A 16,936-nucleotide genomic window follows, 5' to 3' on the forward strand; every position below is an offset into this window, starting at 1 on the left:
AAAGCCCAACCTCTCAAAGCCATGCCTCCAAAGCGGGACTCATCGCGTCCCGCATCGTCCCATTATCCCTCACGCGCAACAGGCAGGCGATCCCCTCCTGCCGGGCGAACGCCAGTGCGCGCGCTTCGCCCATCACGATCAGCGCGGTCGCCAGCGCGTCGGCGCGCCAGGCGTCGCGGTCGATGACCGTGGCGCTGGCCACTTCCGGCCGCACGGGGCAGGCGGTGCGCGCGTCGATCGTGTGCGACAGCCGAACGCCATCGTGCTCGAAGCCCCGGCGCAGGTCGCCCGAGGTCGCCACCGCATGGTCGCACAGGGCTATAACCGTGCGTTGCGTCGCCGTGACACCTTCGGCGCTTTCCACCTCGACCCACCATGGCAGGCCGTCGGGCTGCACGCCAAAGCCTTTAAGTTCACCGCCGATCTCGACCAGCCCCGCCGAAATGCCGGGTTCCAGGCTCAGCATCTGCGCCAGGCCATCGACCGCATAGCCCTTGGCGATGGCGCACAGATCCAGCCTGACGCCATCTGGACGAACCATGCCGTTCGCCTGCCACACCAGGTCGCGCCAGTCGTGCGCGCAATCGCGCACCCGGCGGATCTCGGCCTCCGCCGGCACGTCGTCCGTCACGACCTTGGCGCCGAACCCCCACATCTCGACCGCCGACAGCAGAGACGGGTCGAACGCGCCATCGGTCAGCCGGGCGATATCGAGCGCGTGGCGCACCACCTGCAGCATGACCTGCGGCAGGGGCACGAAGCTGTTGGGGCCTGCGGCATTGAAGCGGCACAGGTCCGACTGCGGCTTGTAGGGGCTCATCTGCCGGTCGATCAGGTCGAGCCACGCCTGCACGCGAGGACGCAGGGTCTGCTCCAGCCCCGCCAGCCGTTCCGCCGTTACGTAGACGGCGATACGCCAGTCGGTGGCGAACGCCTCACCCTCCAGGACAAGCTTGCGCGCCTCCGCGTCCGGACGCGGCAAGGCCGCGAGGTCCGGAATGACCACCCGGGTGTCATAGGCGCCGGATGGTCCGGTCATGCGTGCATCCGTGGCGTCAGACGGCATTCTTCGGTCTTGGCCCCTGCTCCAACCTCAAAAAATGAGAATGATTTGCATTTACGGGCAGAGACCTGCGCTGTCAATTGCGTAATCATGCAAGCCCCCGAAGCCGTCACAAAACCGTTTCAATTATAGAAACATGACGCAGCGCAATATGCCAGCCCGTGTCAAAGCGCTTGATCGATCCGGCGGGGCGTGTATCCCATTGCCCACACTTGATTTGGGACGAAACCATCTGATGACGACGCGAAAAGGGGCTTCCGCTGACCTCGACCCCATGGACAGCCGCCTGCTGGCCTGTCTGCGCGAGGATGCGCGACGGCCAGTATCCCAACTGGCGACCGTGCTCGAAATCCCGCGCGCCCAGGTCTATGCGCGGCTGGAACGCCTTGAAGCGGAAGGCATTATCGAAGGCTATACGGTCCGGCTCGGCACGGCGTTCTCCAAGACGCGCATGCGCGCTCATGTGATGATCAAGACCCTGCCGCGCCAGGGACAGGCGGCTGAGACCGGGCTGGCCGAAATCGCCGAGGTATCGGCCATCTATGCTATCAGCGGCGAATACGACATCATCGTGCTGGTCGAGGCCGCCGACAGCGTGGCCATGAACGAACTGCTCGACCGGATCGGCATGCTGGATGGCGTCGAGCGCACCACCACCTCGGTGATCCTTGCGACAAAGCTCGAAAGATAAGATGCAAAAAAGCCGGCCCCGAAGGACCGGCTTTTAAAATCTGGCTGTCAGGCCTTATTTGAAGAAGGCCAGGAAGCGGTCGCCCGCCTTGTGCGCTGAGTTACGGCCAACGCGGAAATCCGAGAAGTGGAAGTCCGACAGATGCGGACGGTCCATGCGCGACAGGCGGTCACGGGCCAGCTCTTCGAGATGGGCCAGTTGCTCACGTGCCTTGCCTTCATAATGGTGCAGGCGATCGCGGGCATGGTCGACCTGCTTGCGATAACCATATGCCGGCTTGGACAGGTTGAACTTGTTCAGGCCGATCCGATGCGCAAAGCGCTCGATGCGGCTTTCCGGACGGCGCGAGCGGGCATAGAGGATGCCGGCTATCCCGGCAACGGCGACGCCACCGGCGATCGCGCCGACGATCTGCCACTGTTCACGGGTGAGAAGGGGCTTCTTGCCGATTTCCGGGCCTACGTCTTGTGCGGGTTCCTCGTCCTTAAAGGACAGGGTGCGCGGACTGTCATAGTCCAGTCCGGAAATGGAGCCGGTCGCGTCATCGATGCCGGGATTGTCGGCGATGGCGTCCGGGTTAATCGACGGGTTCGGGCCCGAGGTCTCTTGCGGACCGCGCGGCAGAATCTTCTCTCTCGTGTCCATGTCTGGCTCTCCTAGCAAGGCGTCATTGCGCATTTGCGAAGTCTAGCCGCGCGTTTGTAAAAGATACGCCGGACAGTTTGCTCGGAGCTGTCAAATATTGATAAGCGTGATTTGTTCATCGCGATATCTAGCCAAAAACCGCTGCACACTTTTTGGCATATCGCTATCCAAACTTCATACCGGCGACCACCAGCAGCGCGATCAGCAGCAGCAGGGAAATCGCCTGCCACAGCTTGACCGGATCGGCGCGCCACCATTGGCTGCGGCGGGTTGACGCCGGCGCCGTCGACAACATGCCGTTCTCCAGCGCATAGGCCATTTCAAAGCCGTCCTGGAAACGTTCGGACGGCTCGGGCGCGATGGCGGTCAGGATGACGTTCTCCAGCCAGGCCGGCAGGTCGCGGCGCTTGGACCACAGGGCCTGCGGACGCCCCAGGACCGGCTTGGAGAAGGCCGGCGCGTCCGGATAGGGGAAGTCGCCGCCCGAGAACATGCGATAGAGGCTGACGCCCAGCGCGAAGATGTCGGAGCGCTCGTCGCCCGGCAAGCCGTCATAGAGTTCCGGCGACTTGTAGTTGGGCGTCCCCGGCGTGTGGTCGACCTCACCGGCCGGATCGAGATGGATCAGCCGCGCCACGCCAAGGTCGATCAGCTTCAAACCACCGTCGTTGAGCAGCATGACGTTTTCCGGCTTGATATCGCGATGGACGATGCCGGCGCGGTGCAGCGCGGCCACGGCCTTGGCGAGTTTCGTCGCGATGTCCAGGCCCGTCTCGACCGGCACCTTTTCCGTGCGTGACAGCCGCTCTTCCAGGGTTTCGCCTTCGTAGAAGGGCTGGGCGATGTAAAGCCGCGTCTGGCGGCCCGGCGGCAGGGTCAGGACGGCGCCGACAAGCGCGTGCTGGACGCGGCTTGCGACCCAGGCCTCGCGCGCGAAGACCGAACGCGCCGACTGTTCCGAGCCGATGGTATCGGGCTTGGGGAATTTGAGCAGGACGGTGCGCTGGTCCTTCAGGTCGCGCGCCCGGAAGACGCGGCTGTAGTCGCCGTCAGCCAGGCGTTGTTCCAGCCGGAAGTCGTCGACCACCGCGCCGGTCTCGGGCGCCTCCAACAGCGGCAGGCGGGCAAAGGCGGCATCCAGATCCTCAAGCGTCGCCGGCGGCAGTTCCAGTACGTCGACGACAAGCGCGGTCGTATTGTCGTCGCCATTGTGCGCCAGGGCTTCGGAGACCAGCTTGCGCGCGGTTTCCTCGGGCGAGGCGCGCTGGATCAGGATGGCTTCGATCTGGTCGGCCGACAAAGGCCCGTGGACGCCGTCGCTGGTCAGGAGCAGGCGGTCGTGCGTTTGTACGTCCTCGATGCGGTAGTCGATGCGCACCGCCTCTTCCAGGCCGATGGCGCGCGTGATCAGGCTCGACTGCTCGGCGCCCTCGGGCTTGTGATCGCGCGTCAACTGACTGAGCGCGCCGTCGCGCAGCCGATAAAGCCGCGTATCGCCGACATGGAAGCAGTGCAGACGGTGTCCCTTGATGACGATGCCGGTGAAGACCGCCGCCATGGACTTGAGGTTTTCGTCCTTCTGTCCCTGGACGTGGATCCAGTGGTTGATACTTTCAAGCGCGCGCGCGGCCGTCTTGCGCGGCGGCAGGGCATCGGACTGGCTGACATAGTCGTCGATGAAGGCACGCACCGACAGCTCGGCCGCCACGCGTCCGCCCTTGTTGCCGCCGACGCCGTCGGCCACGGCCGCGACCAGACCGTGATGGCGCGGCGGCCCTTCGAGGTAAGCGGCGGCGAAATCCTGGTTGTCGGGACGTGGCCCGGCTTCACTGGCGAAACCGGTGGCGACCTTCAGGCGTTGGGTGGGAGCCGCCATCAAAAATAGGCGCCGACGGTTTCGCTATGAACGACGACGGGCGGCTCAAGAAAGAACGGGCCGGCCAGGGCGCGCCACTTCTGGAAGTTCTCCGAGCCACGGAAATCAACCGTGTGCGCTTCGACCGTTTCCCACAGGACGCGCAGGTTATAGGCCCCCGGCGTTTCAATGACGCGTTCCAGGCTCATGCCGTGGCAGCCCTTCGCCGCCCGGAAGTGCTCCTTCGCCGCGGCGACGGCGGCTTCGAAGTCGCTCGCGCGGGCAGGATCGATACGGAGGGCGGCGATTTCGGTGATCATAGTGGCTCCATGGTTGCGGCGCTTGAAGGCGCGCGCTATTGCGGTCACTCTATTCGGGCACAGCCGGGACTAGCAAGCATGAAAACGGTCAAGTGGGGTATCCTGTCCACCGCGCGCATCGGCGTGACCAAGGTCATTCCCGGCATGCGCAAAAGCCAATATGTCGAGGTGGCCGCCATCGCCTCGCGCGACCTCAGCGCCGCGCAAGGCGTCGCCGACAGCATCGGCATCGACAAGGCCTATGGATCTTATGAAGACCTGTTCGCCGATCCATCAATCGACGCCATCTACAATCCGCTGCCCAACCACCTGCACGTGCCGATGACGCTTGCCGCCGCGCGCGCCGGCAAGCACGTCTTGTGCGAAAAGCCGATGGCCTTGAATGCCGCCGAGATCGACCAGCTGCGTGAAGTGGAGAACAAGGTGCACATCATGGAAGGCTTCATGGTGCGCCATTCGCTGCAGTGGAACGCAGCGCGTAAAGAGGTGCGCAGCGGCGCCTTGGGTGGCGCGCCGCAGATGATCCAGTCCTATTTCAGCTACAACAACCAGGACCCGGCCAATATCCGCAATAAGGTCGAGTGGGGCGGCGGCGGCCTGATGGATATCGGCTGTTATCCCATCGTCGCCGGTCGCTTTTTCTTCGAAGCCGAACCGGTGCGCGCCATCGCCATCTTCACCCGCCACCCGGACTGGGGCACCGATGTGGTGACGGGCGGGATTCTCGACTTCGGCGGTGGCCGCCAGCTGACTTTCGGCGTCTCGACGCAACTGGCGCGCGCCCAGCAGCTCACCATCTGGGGGCCCGACGCTCGCCTGACCATCCCTGTGTCCTACAACGCCCAGCCGGACGAACCTAATGTCTTCATCATCGACAACGGCGAGTCACTGACCGGCGCCACGGCGAAGCTGCATACGATGGACATCTCGGACCAGTATACGCGGATGAGCGAGGACTTCTCGCGCGCCATCCTGGGCGAAATCCCCTTGCCCTACGATATGGATGATGCCCGCGCCAATATGCGCATCATCGACGCCCTGTTCCGGTCGGAAACCTCCGGCAGGTGGGAAGCCATCTAAGGCATTTCCTAAATACATTAAAATTGGAGTTCGCAATCACGCGGTTACCGTGCGCCATCACGTTCTCTTGAGAACGCCCGGGATCATGCGCCGCTTACCGCGTTTCCGGATTTTCCTACTGATTCTTTATCCGCCGCCGGACATTGTGCGATGCGAAGCGGCGCAAGCCTTTGCGCCCTCAATCCCATAGTTTCCCGCCGGCCGGCAGGTGAGGTCGATGCCATCCCTCCCCGTGGTTCGCGCGGCCGTTTTTTCAGAGGTCCAGATGCTCGAAGCCACGACGTTCAAATCCCAAGGTGAAGATTTTACCGTGGCTGACATCCCCCAGATTGCTGCGGCGCAGAGTATCGGCGCATCCCTTACCCGGACGGCGATCATCGGCAACTTCCCGCCGCGCCAGTGCGGCCTGGCGACCTTTACCCGCGACATGTACAACTGCCTGCACAAGGCCCTGCCCGGCGCACGCTGGGACGTCATCGCCATGAACGACCCTGGCAACACCTACGACTATCCGCCGGAGGTGACCCAACAGATCCCGCAGAACGAGGCCGACGCCTATATCCGGCTGGCTGACGAACTGAATGCCTCGGGCACGCAGGTCCTGTTCGTGCAGCATGAGTTCGGCATCTATGGCGGCCCCTCGGGCGCCTACCTGCTCGACTGCCTGGAACGGCTGAAGATGCCGGTCGTCACGACGCTGCACACCATTCTGGAAACGCCGAACGAAGAACAGAAGCGCGTCATGGACGGGCTGATCCGGATTTCTGCGACGCTGGTGACCATGGCGCGCAAAGGGGCCGATATCCTGAAACGCGTCTATGGCGTGCCGGAATCCAAGATCGCCATCGTGCCGCACGGCGCGCCGTCCCGGCCGCTTCAGGACACCGAAATCTTCAAGGCCCAGCAAAACCTTTCCGGCCGCAAGGTCCTGACGACCTTCGGCCTCCTGTCACCCAACAAGGGCATCGAAACAGTTATTTCCGCGTTACCGGAAGTGGTGCGCGGCACGCCGGACCTGATGTATCTGATCGTGGGCGCCACCCACCCGCACCTTATCCGCCACGAAGGTGAAAAGTATCGCGACAGCCTCAAGGCCATGGCGCGTGACCTGGGCGTCGAAAACCATATCCGCTTCATCAACACCTTTGTCAGTGACAATGACCTGGTCGATATTCTTCAGGCGACGGATGTCTATGTGACCCCGTACCTGACCGAGACCCAGATCACCTCCGGAACCCTTTCCTATGCCATCGCACTGGGCCGTCCGGTCGTTTCAACGCCGTACTGGCATGCCCAGGAAGCGCTCGCCAACGGTGTCGGCATCCTGTGTCCGTTCCACGACAGCCAGGCCTTCGGCAAGGCGATCGCCGAACTGATGGAGCAGGACACCACCCGCGAAGCCATGTCGCGCAAGGCCTATATGTACGGCCTGTCCTCGCGCTGGTCAGCGGTGGCCCAGGCCTACATCGCCCGCGCCGAAGACGACGTGAAAGCCGGCCGCAAGGTTGCCGAGGCGCACAGCAGCTTCACGGCGCAACGCCCTGTCTGGGACGCCATCCAGCGCATGAGCGACGACACTGGCATGTATCAGCACGGCAAGTATCGCCTGCCGGACCGCGCGCATGGCTACTGCACCGACGACAACTGCCGCGCGCTGGGACTGGTCGCGCGCCAGTCCAAGCTCGGCAAGCTGGACGCGCAACAACTGCGCCTGGCCTATGTTTACGCCAGCTTCGTCAACCACGCCTGGAACCCCGACACCGGCCGGTTCCGCAACTTCATGAGCTTCGACCGGCAATGGCTGGACGACGGCGGCTCCAATGACTGCTGCGCCCGCACCTTCGAAGCCCTGGTCGATGTCGCCCGCTCGGACCTGCCGGACGACCTGCGCAACTGGGCGATCGAGTTGGGCCAGCGCGTCTGGCCGCGCGCCCTGACCTGGACGTCGATGCGCTCGCGCGCCATCGTGCTCAAGACGCTGATCCGCGCTTTCGGTGTCATCGGCCAGCCCCAGGATATCCAGGCCGCGGTCCGCGACCTGACGCGGACTCTGAACACCTATTACAAGGAAACGGCGACCCCCGACCGCCTGTGGTTCGAACCCACCCTGTCCTATGACAATGCCCGCTTGAGCGACGGCCTGATCCTGGCCGGCCGATTCCTGTCGGACAGCACGGCCTTGCGTAACGGCCTGGCGTCGCTCGACTGGCTGATGAAGCAGCAGACCGTGCCGGTAAAGGGTTGCTTCCTGCCAGTCCCGACCTCGCGCTTCAAGGAGGACGGCGAAGTCCATCCGCTCTACGACCAGCAGCCGCTGGAGGTCATCGCCAGCATCGAGGCGTGCCTGACGGCCTGGCGCGTCACGGGCGAACCCGAATGGCGCGAAGAAGCCTTGCGCGCGTGGGCGTGGTTCGAAGGCAAGAACAGCCACAGCGTGGCGACGGTGACCGCCGACGGCGGCTGTTATGACGGCCTGACGGTCAATGGTTGCAACGAAAACCAGGGCGCGGAATCAATCCTGGCCTATCACTTAAGCTGGACCGCTCTTAAAACGGAGCTGAAGGCGGAGGTCGCGAACGCTCCGAAGGAGGTTCCGGCCACCACGGTACCCGAAACAAAACAGCCGGCGCATTCCGAAGCCTGAATGGCGCGGCCGACGAATTAATGACAATGTCAGGCGCCACGGCTACTGTCGTGGTGCCTGGACGGCTTTCAAGAGGGACTTAGAGCTATGGACGGCGGCGCGAAGCTGACAAAGACAACCCATGTGGAAATGCTGCAAAGCCCGCTAATGCTTCGGGCCAATCCGGAAAGGGTGGTCATTCTGCCCTTTGCCATTGCCAGCAGCGCGCGCGACAGTGCCAAGGGCGCCATGTCGCGCGTGACCCGGATCTGCGACGCCATCATCAACCTGTCGGCGGAAGAGGTCCGCAGCGTCATGGAGGAGGTCAACCGCGACTTCACCGGACGGCACTGGCAGACGCGCGGCATCTTCCTGGAGCGATTCAACCAGATTCAGGCGATCAATGGCGGCATGGAGGCGATCGACGAGGACCACCGCGCCCTGATCGGCGCCTATTTCAGCCACGAGTACAGCTACCAGGCCGCGGCGGTCATGAACCCGTCGATCGTCGTTCACCCGGACCAGACCGGTGCCGGCAACGGATCGGTCAACTTCATCCTGTCGACGCGTACAGTCGGCGAAGGCCATATCTCGACCATCTCCTTCCGCGAAGGCGTTTTCCACGCTGACGGCTCGATCGAACTGAAGCCCGAAACGGACTTCGCCGTCGCCGCCCGCCCAAAGGACCCGCTGCCCTATGACGGCGCCGTGACGGTCCACAGCCACCAGGCGTGCCCGGTCTCGGAAACCGTCCTCTTCCCAGTGACGCGTTCCCAGACCAATGGCCTGGAAGATCTGCGCATGGTCAAGTTTACCGAAGAAGACGGCAGCCAGGTCTATCTCGGCAGCTATACCGCCTATAACGGCCGCGAAATCGCCTGCGAGTGCTTCGAAACCACCGATTTCCGCAGCTTCAAACTGATCCCGTTCCGCGGCGCGGCCGCCAACCACAAGGGCCTGGCTCTCTTTCCGCGCCGGCTGCATGGCCGCTACGCCGCCATTACCCGCCTGGACCACGAAAGCCTGTTCTATCTCGAAAGCGACGACCGGCTGATCTGGAACAATGGCGAGCGCATCCTTGGGCCTGAGCATCCGTGGGAACTGGTGCAGATGGGCAATTGCGGCTCGCCGATCGAGCTCGACGAAGGCTGGCTGGTCCTGACCCACGGCGTCGGCCCCGTGCGCCGCTATTCGCTGGGCGCGGCCCTGCTGGACAAGGACGATCCGCGAAAGGTGATCGCCCGCTCGCAGACGCCGCTCTTGTCGCCGTCAGAAGACAATCGTGAAGGCTATGTGCCGAATGTCATCTATACCTGCGGCGCACTGAAGGTCGGGGACTGGTTGTTCATGCCGTATGGTGTGGCCGATTCCAGCATCCACTTCGCTTCCATCAAGATCAGCGACCTGCTGGCGCATTTGGGTGTTTAGAGCGATATGGCGAAAGTGTAAGCGGTTTTCGCCTTAAATATCGCGACAAAACAAAAGCTTAGATCGGTATGATGTTTCCATTTGAAATCATACCGATCTAAAAGTTTGGGGCGTTTAAGGGTTTGGAGTGTTAACTGCCTGACGCTACGAAAGTGTGTCAGCCCTGTCATGAGGCTGTTGCACAGGCATGACATAACGCGGATATTTCAAGGCAAGCCATACTCTGACTTTTGTTTCCCGCGATAACCGCTGACACCTTTCGGCTTATCGCTGGCAAAAAAAAGCCTCCCGGTCATTCCGGGAGGCATTTTTGTAGTCTGGTCGGGGTTCTGCCTTACGGCTTCTCGGAACCGACCTTGGTGACCTTCGGCATCTTGCCGTTGCCGACACGGCCTTCATTGCGCATGCGACGGCCCTTTTCGGCCATCTTGTCGTTGTGCAGGGCTTCGCCCAGTTCTTCCTCGGCGGCGCCGGCGGTTTCCTTGATGCTCGACTTGACTGACATGATGAGCTCCTCCTGAAATGGGTGGTATCGCGGGGATGCGAATAGGTTCAAACCTATCAGGACGCGCATAAAATTGACGCACCTCATCGCCGTGGCCCGGGTAAATTTGGGGTAAGACATACCTGCAAACCATTGCCCGCAAAATTGCCAATGAATTGGGCCGCCCTCCCTTACGGCTATTTTATTTTCACCACCGGCGCAGCGCATGGTCCTTTGAGGGAGTGGCCTGTAGTCTAACATCATCGCGTTCACGGACGCCGGGTTTGGGGCTCTTCATCGCCCCCCCCTAGCCTAAGACCTCAGACAAGGCCTCCGTGAACGCGACCCCTTATTCTCCCCGACATCGCTGAACCGTTTTTGTTAAACGATAGGAGTCCCCTCACATGCTGTCCTCCGCCACCAAAGCCGCCGCCAATGTGACCAAGGCGTCCGCCGAGAACGACCTGCGCAACGCCGCTCAGGACGCCGCGAACGAAGGCAAGGACGCGCTCCACAGTGTTTCGGACTATGCCAGCGAAGCCGGCCAGAAGGTCCGCGGCGCGCTTGACAAGACCCTCGACCAGACTTCTCGCTTCTCACAGACCGTAGAGGCCGAAATCAAGTCGAACCCCATCCGCTCCAGCGCCATTGCGCTCGGCGCCGGCTTTATCCTCGGCGCGCTTCTGACCCGCCGCTAAAATATACGGATCGCCCGCCCTCTCACGACGCAGGGGCGGCATTAAAAGCTTTCTCCCCCTGCCTGCAAACTGCCCGTAGGAGCCACGCTCTTACGGGTTTTTTATTTTTTGCGCCGTGTCACTTATTGCCGCTTGTGAACACGCGCGCTAGCGTTCACTTTCGGGTGACAGACAGACCCGTTTTCGGCATGCCGCCGAATTCCAGTGGGGCCCCTCACCCGCATCTGGGATAATATGGGCAGAAGGCATCATCAACGGCCGAAAACGATGTGGTTACCCTGGGGCATTAACGTCAAGCACATCTACCTGGCCTTCTTCAGCATCGTGTCGATCGCACTGTGCGCCTTCACCATGATCATTCACAGCCAGTACAAGACCGTCGAAGACTTGAACGACGACACCGTCTATCAGTACGAAACCATCGGCCAGACACGGAACATCTATATCGGCACGCTGGAAATGGAAAACGGCGTGCGCGGCTATATCCTGTCCGGCGACGATCGTTTCCTGAAGCCCTACCGCGAAGCCGGCGCCCGGTTACGCGCCCAGGTCGTAACCCTGCGCAACGTCACCTACCGCGAAAAAGCCTTCTTCGCCCAAACCAACGTCTGGCTCGACTCGATCGACGACATCCAGAAGACCTATGAGCGCCAGATCGCCGCCGTCAGGACCCACGGCCGGGGCGCGGTGTCGGTCCAGGACCTTGGCCGGCAGAAGGCAGCCATGGATGGCTTGCGCGAACGGCTCGACGACAGCGTCGCGATGCGCCTGTCCAGTCTGAAAGCGCACGTCAAGCAGGTCGAATCGCAGCGGGCGAACTTCATCTATATACTGATCATCGGCGCCATCATCGGCATCGGCATCGTGCTGATCGGCACGATCACCATCATCAAGCTTGAGACCGAGAACCAGGCCTTCGAGGACGAGAGCCGCAAGGCCGAGATGCGCTTCCGCACCGTCATGAACGGCATCAATGACGGCCTCTACGAACTCAACTTCGTCAGCGAGACCTTCTACGCCTCACGTGAATTCAAGGCGATGCTGGGCTATGGCGAGGACGAGATCGCCGACACGATCGACGCCGTCATGAGCCTGGTCCACCCCGACGACCTGCCCAAGGTCCTGGAGGTGCGGCGCCAGTACATCATGCGCCAGTCGCCGGTCTACGCCAACGTCTTCCGCATGAAGCACAAGGACGGCACCTGGCGCTGGGTGCTGTCTCGCGGCGTCGGCACCTGGGACAAGTTCGGCCAGATTCGCACCCTTATCGGCACGCATACCGACATCACCGAGCAGAAGGAACGCGAGGAGGAGTACAAGCAACTCCACGCCGACATGGAAGCCTTCACCTACATCACCTCGCACGACATGCGCTCGCCCCTGGTCAACCTCAAGGGCTTTAGCCACGAACTGGCCATGGCCGTGGAGGAGGTCCGCGAACTCATCGAACCGCAGAAAAGGAAGATGGGCGCCGACACCTGGGCCCGGCTCGAAGCCCTGCTCAAGGCGGATATCCCCGAATCCCTGGGCTTTATCGGCAAGGCTGTCGACCGCATGGATACCCTGACCACAGCCATCCTCGACCTGTCGCGCATCGGCAAGTACGTCTATCGCGAAGACCGCGTCAGTTCGCGCGACATATTCGACAAGTGCCTGGGCGCGCAGAGCTACGAACTGACCGGCAAGGGCGTCGAGGTCGTGGTTGGCCACCTGCCCGAACTGATCACCGACCCTGTGGCGCTGGAACAGATCTTTTCCAACCTGCTCGACAACGCCGTCAAGTACCTGCAGCCAGGACGCCCCGGACGCATCGAGGTCTCCTGCGTCGAGACCAGCCGCGAGTACGTCTTTTCCATCGGCGACAACGGCCGCGGTATCGAGGCCGACGACCGCCAGAAGGTCTTCCACATCTTCCGCCGCGCCCGCAATACCGGCGATGTGCGCGGGCTGGGGCTGGGGATGGCCTTCGTCAAGGCAACTCTGCGCAAGCTGTCCGGCGCCATCTGGTTCGATTCGACCGTCGATGTCGGCACGACCTTCTATTTCAGCCTGCCCAAGAAACTTCCCGCCGCCGCCAATGCCGAACTGCCTCAAGAAACCCGGGCTCTGGCGAGTTAGGACACCTCATGACCCCTCCGTTTTCGGAACCCTTCTCGCTTGTGCTGGTCGAAGACGACGCCGGCCACGCCAGCCTCATCCGCCGCAACCTAAAACGCAGCGGCGTGCAGAACACCATAGAGCACCTGGAATCGGGCAAGGCGGCCATGGACTATTTCTTCGGCCCCGACCAGCCCGAACGTCATTACGACAAGATGGTCGCCGTCCTTGATCTCAACCTGCCGGACATCGACGGGTTCGAAATCCTGAAGCACCTCAAGGCTTCGGAAACGACGCGGCGGATGCCCGTCATCGTTCTGACGACGACCGACAGCCCCAAGGACATCGATCGCTGCTATGCCCTGGGATGCAATGTTTTCATGAACAAACCGGTCGGCTATGATGAATTTTCCGAGGCGATCCAGAAACTCGGCCTTATGATGACCATAGTTCGCGTACCCCATATCAACGACTGATTCTCATGCCGCTTGACGCCGAAATAGATCCACAATCCCACCCGTTGTCCGGCATGCAGCAGATCCTGTATGTCGAGGACGACGCGGCATTGGCGCGTCTGTTGCAGAAACGCATGGACCGCGCCGGCCTGGCCGTCGATACGGTCGAGACCGCCGAAAAGGCGCTGGACCTGATCATGCGCGACGGCAAGGCGTATGACCTGCTGCTGGTCGACTACAACCTGCCGGGCATGAGCGGCCTTGAACTGCTGGAGCGGCTGGGCAAGGTGCCGGGCTCCCCGCCCGCCGTCATCCTGACCGTCGGCGGCGATGAGCGCATCGCGCTTGAGGCCCTGCAGCGCGGCGCCGCCGACTATGCCGTCAAGGACGTCAACCAGACCTATCTTGACCTGCTGCCGGCCATCATGCAGGCCGCCTACACCAAGGAACGCCTGCTGCGCGAGAATGCCCGCCAGCGCGAGGAGCTGATGTTGGCCAAGGAGCGCGCGGAACAGGCGAGCGAAGCCAAAAGCCGCTTCCTGGCGACCATGAGCCACGAAATCCGCACGCCGATGAACGTGGTCACAGGCCTGGCGACCGTTCTGGCCAAGTCGCCGCTCAATGACGACCAGAAGAAGATCGTCGAAACGCTGCGCACCAATGCCGACCTGCTGCTGAAGCTGATCAACGACCTGCTCGACATCAGCCGCATCGAGGATGACCGGATCGCCCTGGAAAGCATCCGTTATGAGCCGGCGGAGATTCTCAAGGACATCCACCTGATGTTCGAGCCCGACGCCGGGCGTAAGAACCTGCGCCTTGTGCTCGATGACCGCACCCACGGCGACGTGCTGATGGGCGACCGGACGCGTTTGCAGCAGGTCCTGATGAACCTCGTCAGCAACGCGCTGAAGTTCACCGATGAGGGCGAGATCGTCATCACGGCCGAGACCCGCCCGGCCGGTGACGATTCGGTGACGCTCGACCTGTCGGTCCGCGATACCGGCATCGGCATCCCGGCGGAAAAGCTGCCGCTGATCTTCGACAAGTTCACCCAGGCCGACGAGACCATCACGCGCCGCTTCGGCGGATCGGGCCTTGGCCTGTCGATCGCCCGCTCGCTGGTCGAGCTGATGGGCGGCGCCATCCGCGTCGAAAGCCAGCAGGGTAAGGGCTCTGTGTTCAAGGTGACGCTCAACCAGGACCGCGCCACCAGCGAGGAACCCGTCGCCGTCGCCCCGGCCGGCAATGTCCGTCCGATGTCGGCCAGCCTGACCGCGCTTTACAGCCAGCGCCGCGCCTTCAAGCCCATCACCGGCGAAAATGGCCGTCCCTGCGTGCTTATCGTCGAGGACTACGCGCCCAATATCATGGTGCTCAGCCTCATGCTGGAGGAGCTGGGCTACGACACGGTGTCGGCCATGTCGGGCACGGAGGCGATCGACATCATCAAGGCCGCCGGCGGCCCGCACTACGCCATCCTGATGGACGTGCAGATGCAGGGCATGGACGGGCTGGAGACCACGCGCTGGATCCGCGACCTCGAAGCCGCCAAGGAAGCAACCGGCCGGGGCTATCGCAACACCATTATCGGGGTGACGGCCCATGCCCTGGCCGGCGACCGCGAGCGCTGCCTGCAGGCAGGGATGGACGAATATATCTCCAAGCCCGTCCTGCCCGATATTCTGGCCCTGAAGCTCGGTCAGCTGCGTTAAATTCCTAGAGCGATATGCCAAAAAGTGTGCAGCGGTTTTTGGCTAAATATCGCGATAAAACAAAAACCTAGAGCATGATAGCGGTTCGATTTAAACGCATCATGCTCTAGACGAACCCGATCCAGCGGCCGGCGACCAGCACCGATAGCCAGAGCACAACGGACAGCGCCGCATGGACGCGCACAATCGTCCCAATCCGGCCGCCGCCGACGGCGACCCGGTATTGCTTACCGAGATGCTGGGCGACGATATTGACGATAGCCAGCACCAGAAGCCCCGCCTTCCAGCGAAAGGCCGGATTGCCGAAATAGTCGCCCGGCTGGACCGAAAACAGCCACAGGCCGGTCAGCACGGCCAGGCCTGCGCCGACGGCCGCGGCGCGCGACAGGAACGGCCCGATGACCCGCAACGGCACGGCGTTGAAAAAGCCCAGCAGCCTTAAATCGAGCGGCAGGATGGCGCCCAGCAACAGGCCGATCCCCAGGATGTGCGTGGCGTTGACGAACGGATAGGCCAGGCCGGACGCACGCAGCCATCGCGCCCCCGGCCATCCGGCGATCAGTTCAACGATATCGCCGCTCAATGGGCCTGAATCCGCTCGGGATACATGTCGTAATTCTTGCCGGCCAGCGTGATGCGCACCGCCTTCATGTGCAGCTTCGCCTTATCCTTGTTACGGTTGCCGAGCACGGTGATGGCGTCGCCGGCCTTGGCCGTATCGCCGGTGAAACCGGAGCGCGCCGTCTGGTTCGGATTGCCGAGATCGATCTGCCAGGTCTTGCCATCGGCGGTCCTGACCTTGAGCGAAGGATGCGGCGGCGCCATCGATATGGTCTCGATCGTGCCGTCTATCTGGCTCTGCTTCTCCTCGGCCCAGTCCCAGCCATGGTGCGCCATGGCGGAGGCGGCTGCGAGCAGCATCGTCGCGGTGAGTCCCGCGGTGAACAGGCGGCGATTGGCGATTGTCATGTGAAGTGCCTTTCGGGTTGAGGCCTCCCCGGCCGCATTGTCTCCGGACCAGGCGCTTTACGTCAACCGTTTAACGCGCTTTTTGATCCTGGCCATCGCTAACCCAACACCATCCTTATGCGGCCGGAGGTAGGCTCCGCTCCTGACGTTTCTGCACCGCTTTGGGAGCCTCTTATGAAACATACCCTGCTTTACGGTTCGACCCGGGTTCTCAGCCTTCTGCCCTTCGCCCAGGCCCTGACCAAGACGCCGGCCTCTCCGACCCTGATGACGGCGGCCGCGCTGGTTAATACGCCCTTTGTCCGCCGCGTAGCGCCCGGCCTGAGTGCGGTCGCCACCGTCGGCCTGGCGGCCGTTGCCCTCGCCTCTTTTGTAAAAGGCTTGAAAAGCAAAAAGGCTGAAGGCAGGCGTGGCGACGACCTCGCGCGTTCCAGCGCCACCTGAGTGGCGTCCCGCCCTGTAAGGCTGGGTGTTGCGGCCATAATGGCGGCAGGTCTGGCCTTGTTGTCCGCAATGATAGAGCGCCGTGGCCCAGACCACGGCGTTTATTGCGCTATCGGCAAGGTCAATGGCGTTGAGGTTTATTGCCCTGAACTCAAGTTGAATGGCGGCTGGCCCGCGCCGTTCCTGTATGACAATCCCGGCGTTTCTGTCGAATGGAAGCTGTCGATCGGTGAGGACGATTTTCGCGCAGGTCCATTCGTGGCCAATCTTACCTTCTACTTCCTGATGCTGCTGATGGTCGAAGCCGTCGCCACTGCCATTTTTCGTCGCCACCAAACCCAATAATGTTAAGGCTTACGGGTCGCTTAT

17 protein-coding genes are annotated in these 16,936 nt (G+C 62.3%); 10 read left to right on the top strand and 7 right to left on the bottom strand.

The window, feature by feature from the left end; genetic code table 11:
- Nucleotides 1-13: 13 nt before the first annotated feature.
- Entirely contained in the window at nt 14-1,039 is a 1,026-nt protein-coding gene (locus J2X24_RS08820; RefSeq protein ID WP_209719753.1) for an FAD:protein FMN transferase, read from the bottom strand.
- Between the two features lie 259 nt (nt 1,040-1,298).
- On the opposite strand from J2X24_RS08820, the gene J2X24_RS08825 reads away from it, so the two are divergent.
- On the top strand, nt 1,299-1,754 hold the full coding sequence (locus J2X24_RS08825) for an Lrp/AsnC family transcriptional regulator (RefSeq protein WP_209719757.1): 456 nt from the start codon (nt 1,299-1,301) through the stop codon (nt 1,752-1,754).
- 54 nt (nt 1,755-1,808) lie between these two features.
- Here the strand turns inward: J2X24_RS08825 and J2X24_RS08830 are convergent, their stop codons facing one another.
- The 3 genes from J2X24_RS08830 to J2X24_RS08840 all read right to left on the bottom strand — a co-directional run bounded on the left by J2X24_RS08830 (nt 1,809) and on the right by J2X24_RS08840 (nt 4,574).
- Entirely contained in the window at nt 1,809-2,399 is a 591-nt protein-coding gene (locus tag J2X24_RS08830) for a hypothetical protein (protein WP_209719760.1), read from the bottom strand.
- Nucleotides 2,400-2,562: 163 nt separating this feature from the next.
- Nucleotides 2,563-4,275: a bifunctional protein-serine/threonine kinase/phosphatase gene (locus J2X24_RS08835; protein WP_245344571.1), complete on the bottom strand. Its 1,713-nt coding sequence runs from the start codon at nt 4,273-4,275 to the stop codon at nt 2,563-2,565.
- Nucleotides 4,275-4,574, bottom strand: coding sequence for an antibiotic biosynthesis monooxygenase family protein (locus J2X24_RS08840; protein WP_209719765.1), 300 nt, complete (start codon nt 4,572-4,574; stop codon nt 4,275-4,277). Before J2X24_RS08840 ends, J2X24_RS08835 begins: the two co-directional genes overlap by 1 nt.
- Before the next feature lie 78 nt (nt 4,575-4,652).
- On the opposite strand from J2X24_RS08840, the gene J2X24_RS08845 reads away from it, so the two are divergent.
- From J2X24_RS08845 to J2X24_RS08855, 3 genes are all read left to right on the top strand, one after another.
- Nucleotides 4,653-5,654 carry a Gfo/Idh/MocA family protein gene (locus J2X24_RS08845; protein ID WP_209719768.1) on the top strand — a complete coding sequence of 334 codons (1,002 nt, stop codon included), beginning with the start codon at nt 4,653-4,655 and terminating at the stop codon, nt 5,652-5,654.
- A gap of 217 nt (nt 5,655-5,871) precedes the next feature.
- On the top strand, nt 5,872-8,298 hold the full coding sequence (locus tag J2X24_RS08850) for a glycosyltransferase family 4 protein (RefSeq protein WP_245344572.1): 2,427 nt from the start codon (nt 5,872-5,874) through the stop codon (nt 8,296-8,298).
- 87 nt (nt 8,299-8,385) lie between these two features.
- A complete protein-coding gene (locus J2X24_RS08855) occupies nt 8,386-9,705 on the top strand; it encodes a glycoside hydrolase family 130 protein (RefSeq protein ID WP_209719771.1) in 1,320 nt (439 codons plus the stop codon).
- Nucleotides 9,706-10,039: 334 nt separating this feature from the next.
- Here J2X24_RS08855 and J2X24_RS08860 read toward each other — a convergent pair whose 3' ends face one another.
- Entirely contained in the window at nt 10,040-10,210 is a 171-nt protein-coding gene (locus J2X24_RS08860) for a hypothetical protein (RefSeq protein ID WP_209719774.1), read from the bottom strand.
- Nucleotides 10,211-10,593: 383 nt separating this feature from the next.
- On the opposite strand from J2X24_RS08860, the gene J2X24_RS08865 reads away from it, so the two are divergent.
- From J2X24_RS08865 to J2X24_RS08880, 4 genes are all read left to right on the top strand, one after another.
- Nucleotides 10,594-10,887, top strand: a complete 294-nt coding sequence (locus J2X24_RS08865) for a DUF883 family protein (protein WP_209719777.1) — start codon at nt 10,594-10,596, stop codon at nt 10,885-10,887.
- 267 nt (nt 10,888-11,154) lie between these two features.
- Nucleotides 11,155-13,005, top strand: coding sequence for a sensor histidine kinase (locus J2X24_RS08870; RefSeq protein ID WP_209719780.1), 1,851 nt, complete (start codon nt 11,155-11,157; stop codon nt 13,003-13,005).
- Between the two features lie 8 nt (nt 13,006-13,013).
- Nucleotides 13,014-13,460: a response regulator gene (locus J2X24_RS08875; RefSeq protein WP_209719782.1), complete on the top strand. Its 447-nt coding sequence runs from the start codon at nt 13,014-13,016 to the stop codon at nt 13,458-13,460.
- A gap of 5 nt (nt 13,461-13,465) precedes the next feature.
- Nucleotides 13,466-15,154, top strand: coding sequence for a hybrid sensor histidine kinase/response regulator (locus J2X24_RS08880; RefSeq protein ID WP_245344573.1), 1,689 nt, complete (start codon nt 13,466-13,468; stop codon nt 15,152-15,154).
- Between the two features lie 106 nt (nt 15,155-15,260).
- Here J2X24_RS08880 and J2X24_RS08885 read toward each other — a convergent pair whose 3' ends face one another.
- Nucleotides 15,261-15,737, bottom strand: a complete 477-nt coding sequence (locus J2X24_RS08885; protein ID WP_245344574.1) for a DUF2214 domain-containing protein — start codon at nt 15,735-15,737, stop codon at nt 15,261-15,263.
- Nucleotides 15,734-16,123 (bottom strand): DUF6152 family protein, encoded by a 390-nt coding sequence (locus tag J2X24_RS08890; protein ID WP_209719785.1) that lies wholly within the window; start codon nt 16,121-16,123, stop codon nt 15,734-15,736. The genes J2X24_RS08885 and J2X24_RS08890 overlap by 4 nt, the downstream gene beginning before the upstream one ends.
- Before the next feature lie 174 nt (nt 16,124-16,297).
- Here J2X24_RS08890 and J2X24_RS08895 point away from each other — a divergent pair, with 174 nt between their 5' ends.
- Nucleotides 16,298-16,567 (top strand): hypothetical protein, encoded by a 270-nt coding sequence (locus tag J2X24_RS08895; protein WP_209719788.1) that lies wholly within the window; start codon nt 16,298-16,300, stop codon nt 16,565-16,567.
- 39 nt (nt 16,568-16,606) lie between these two features.
- Entirely contained in the window at nt 16,607-16,912 is a 306-nt protein-coding gene (locus J2X24_RS08900; RefSeq protein WP_209719790.1) for a hypothetical protein, read from the top strand.
- Nucleotides 16,913-16,936: the final 24 nt, after the last annotated feature.

It is taken from the genome of Asticcacaulis solisilvae, assembly GCF_017875235.1.
Lineage (GTDB): Bacteria > Pseudomonadota > Alphaproteobacteria > Caulobacterales > Caulobacteraceae > Asticcacaulis > Asticcacaulis solisilvae_A.

Bases quoted from the DNA above. Each gene is read 5' to 3' on its own strand.
- J2X24_RS08825 (WP_209719757.1), top strand. From the start codon at position 1,299: ATGACGACGCGAAAAGGGGCTTCCGCTGACCTCGACCCCATGGACAGC.
- J2X24_RS08875 (WP_209719782.1), top strand. From the start codon at position 13,014: ATGACCCCTCCGTTTTCGGAACCCTTCTCGCTTGTGCTGGTCGAAGAC.
- J2X24_RS08835 (WP_245344571.1), bottom strand. From the start codon at position 4,275: ATGGCGGCTCCCACCCAACGCCTGAAGGTCGCCACCGGTTTCGCCAGT.
- J2X24_RS08860 (WP_209719774.1), bottom strand. From the start codon at position 10,210: ATGTCAGTCAAGTCGAGCATCAAGGAAACCGCCGGCGCCGCCGAGGAA.
- J2X24_RS08840 (WP_209719765.1), bottom strand. From the start codon at position 4,574: ATGATCACCGAAATCGCCGCCCTCCGTATCGATCCTGCCCGCGCGAGC.
- J2X24_RS08880 (WP_245344573.1), top strand. From the start codon at position 13,466: ATGCCGCTTGACGCCGAAATAGATCCACAATCCCACCCGTTGTCCGGC.
- J2X24_RS08865 (WP_209719777.1), top strand. From the start codon at position 10,594: ATGCTGTCCTCCGCCACCAAAGCCGCCGCCAATGTGACCAAGGCGTCC.
- J2X24_RS08850 (WP_245344572.1), top strand. From the start codon at position 5,872: ATGCCATCCCTCCCCGTGGTTCGCGCGGCCGTTTTTTCAGAGGTCCAG.
- J2X24_RS08895 (WP_209719788.1), top strand. From the start codon at position 16,298: ATGAAACATACCCTGCTTTACGGTTCGACCCGGGTTCTCAGCCTTCTG.
- J2X24_RS08900 (WP_209719790.1), top strand. From the start codon at position 16,607: ATGGCGGCAGGTCTGGCCTTGTTGTCCGCAATGATAGAGCGCCGTGGC.
- J2X24_RS08820 (WP_209719753.1), bottom strand. From the start codon at position 1,039: ATGACCGGACCATCCGGCGCCTATGACACCCGGGTGGTCATTCCGGAC.
- J2X24_RS08830 (WP_209719760.1), bottom strand. From the start codon at position 2,399: ATGGACACGAGAGAGAAGATTCTGCCGCGCGGTCCGCAAGAGACCTCG.
- J2X24_RS08890 (WP_209719785.1), bottom strand. From the start codon at position 16,123: ATGACAATCGCCAATCGCCGCCTGTTCACCGCGGGACTCACCGCGACG.
- J2X24_RS08855 (WP_209719771.1), top strand. From the start codon at position 8,386: ATGGACGGCGGCGCGAAGCTGACAAAGACAACCCATGTGGAAATGCTG.
- J2X24_RS08870 (WP_209719780.1), top strand. From the start codon at position 11,155: ATGTGGTTACCCTGGGGCATTAACGTCAAGCACATCTACCTGGCCTTC.
- J2X24_RS08845 (WP_209719768.1), top strand. From the start codon at position 4,653: ATGAAAACGGTCAAGTGGGGTATCCTGTCCACCGCGCGCATCGGCGTG.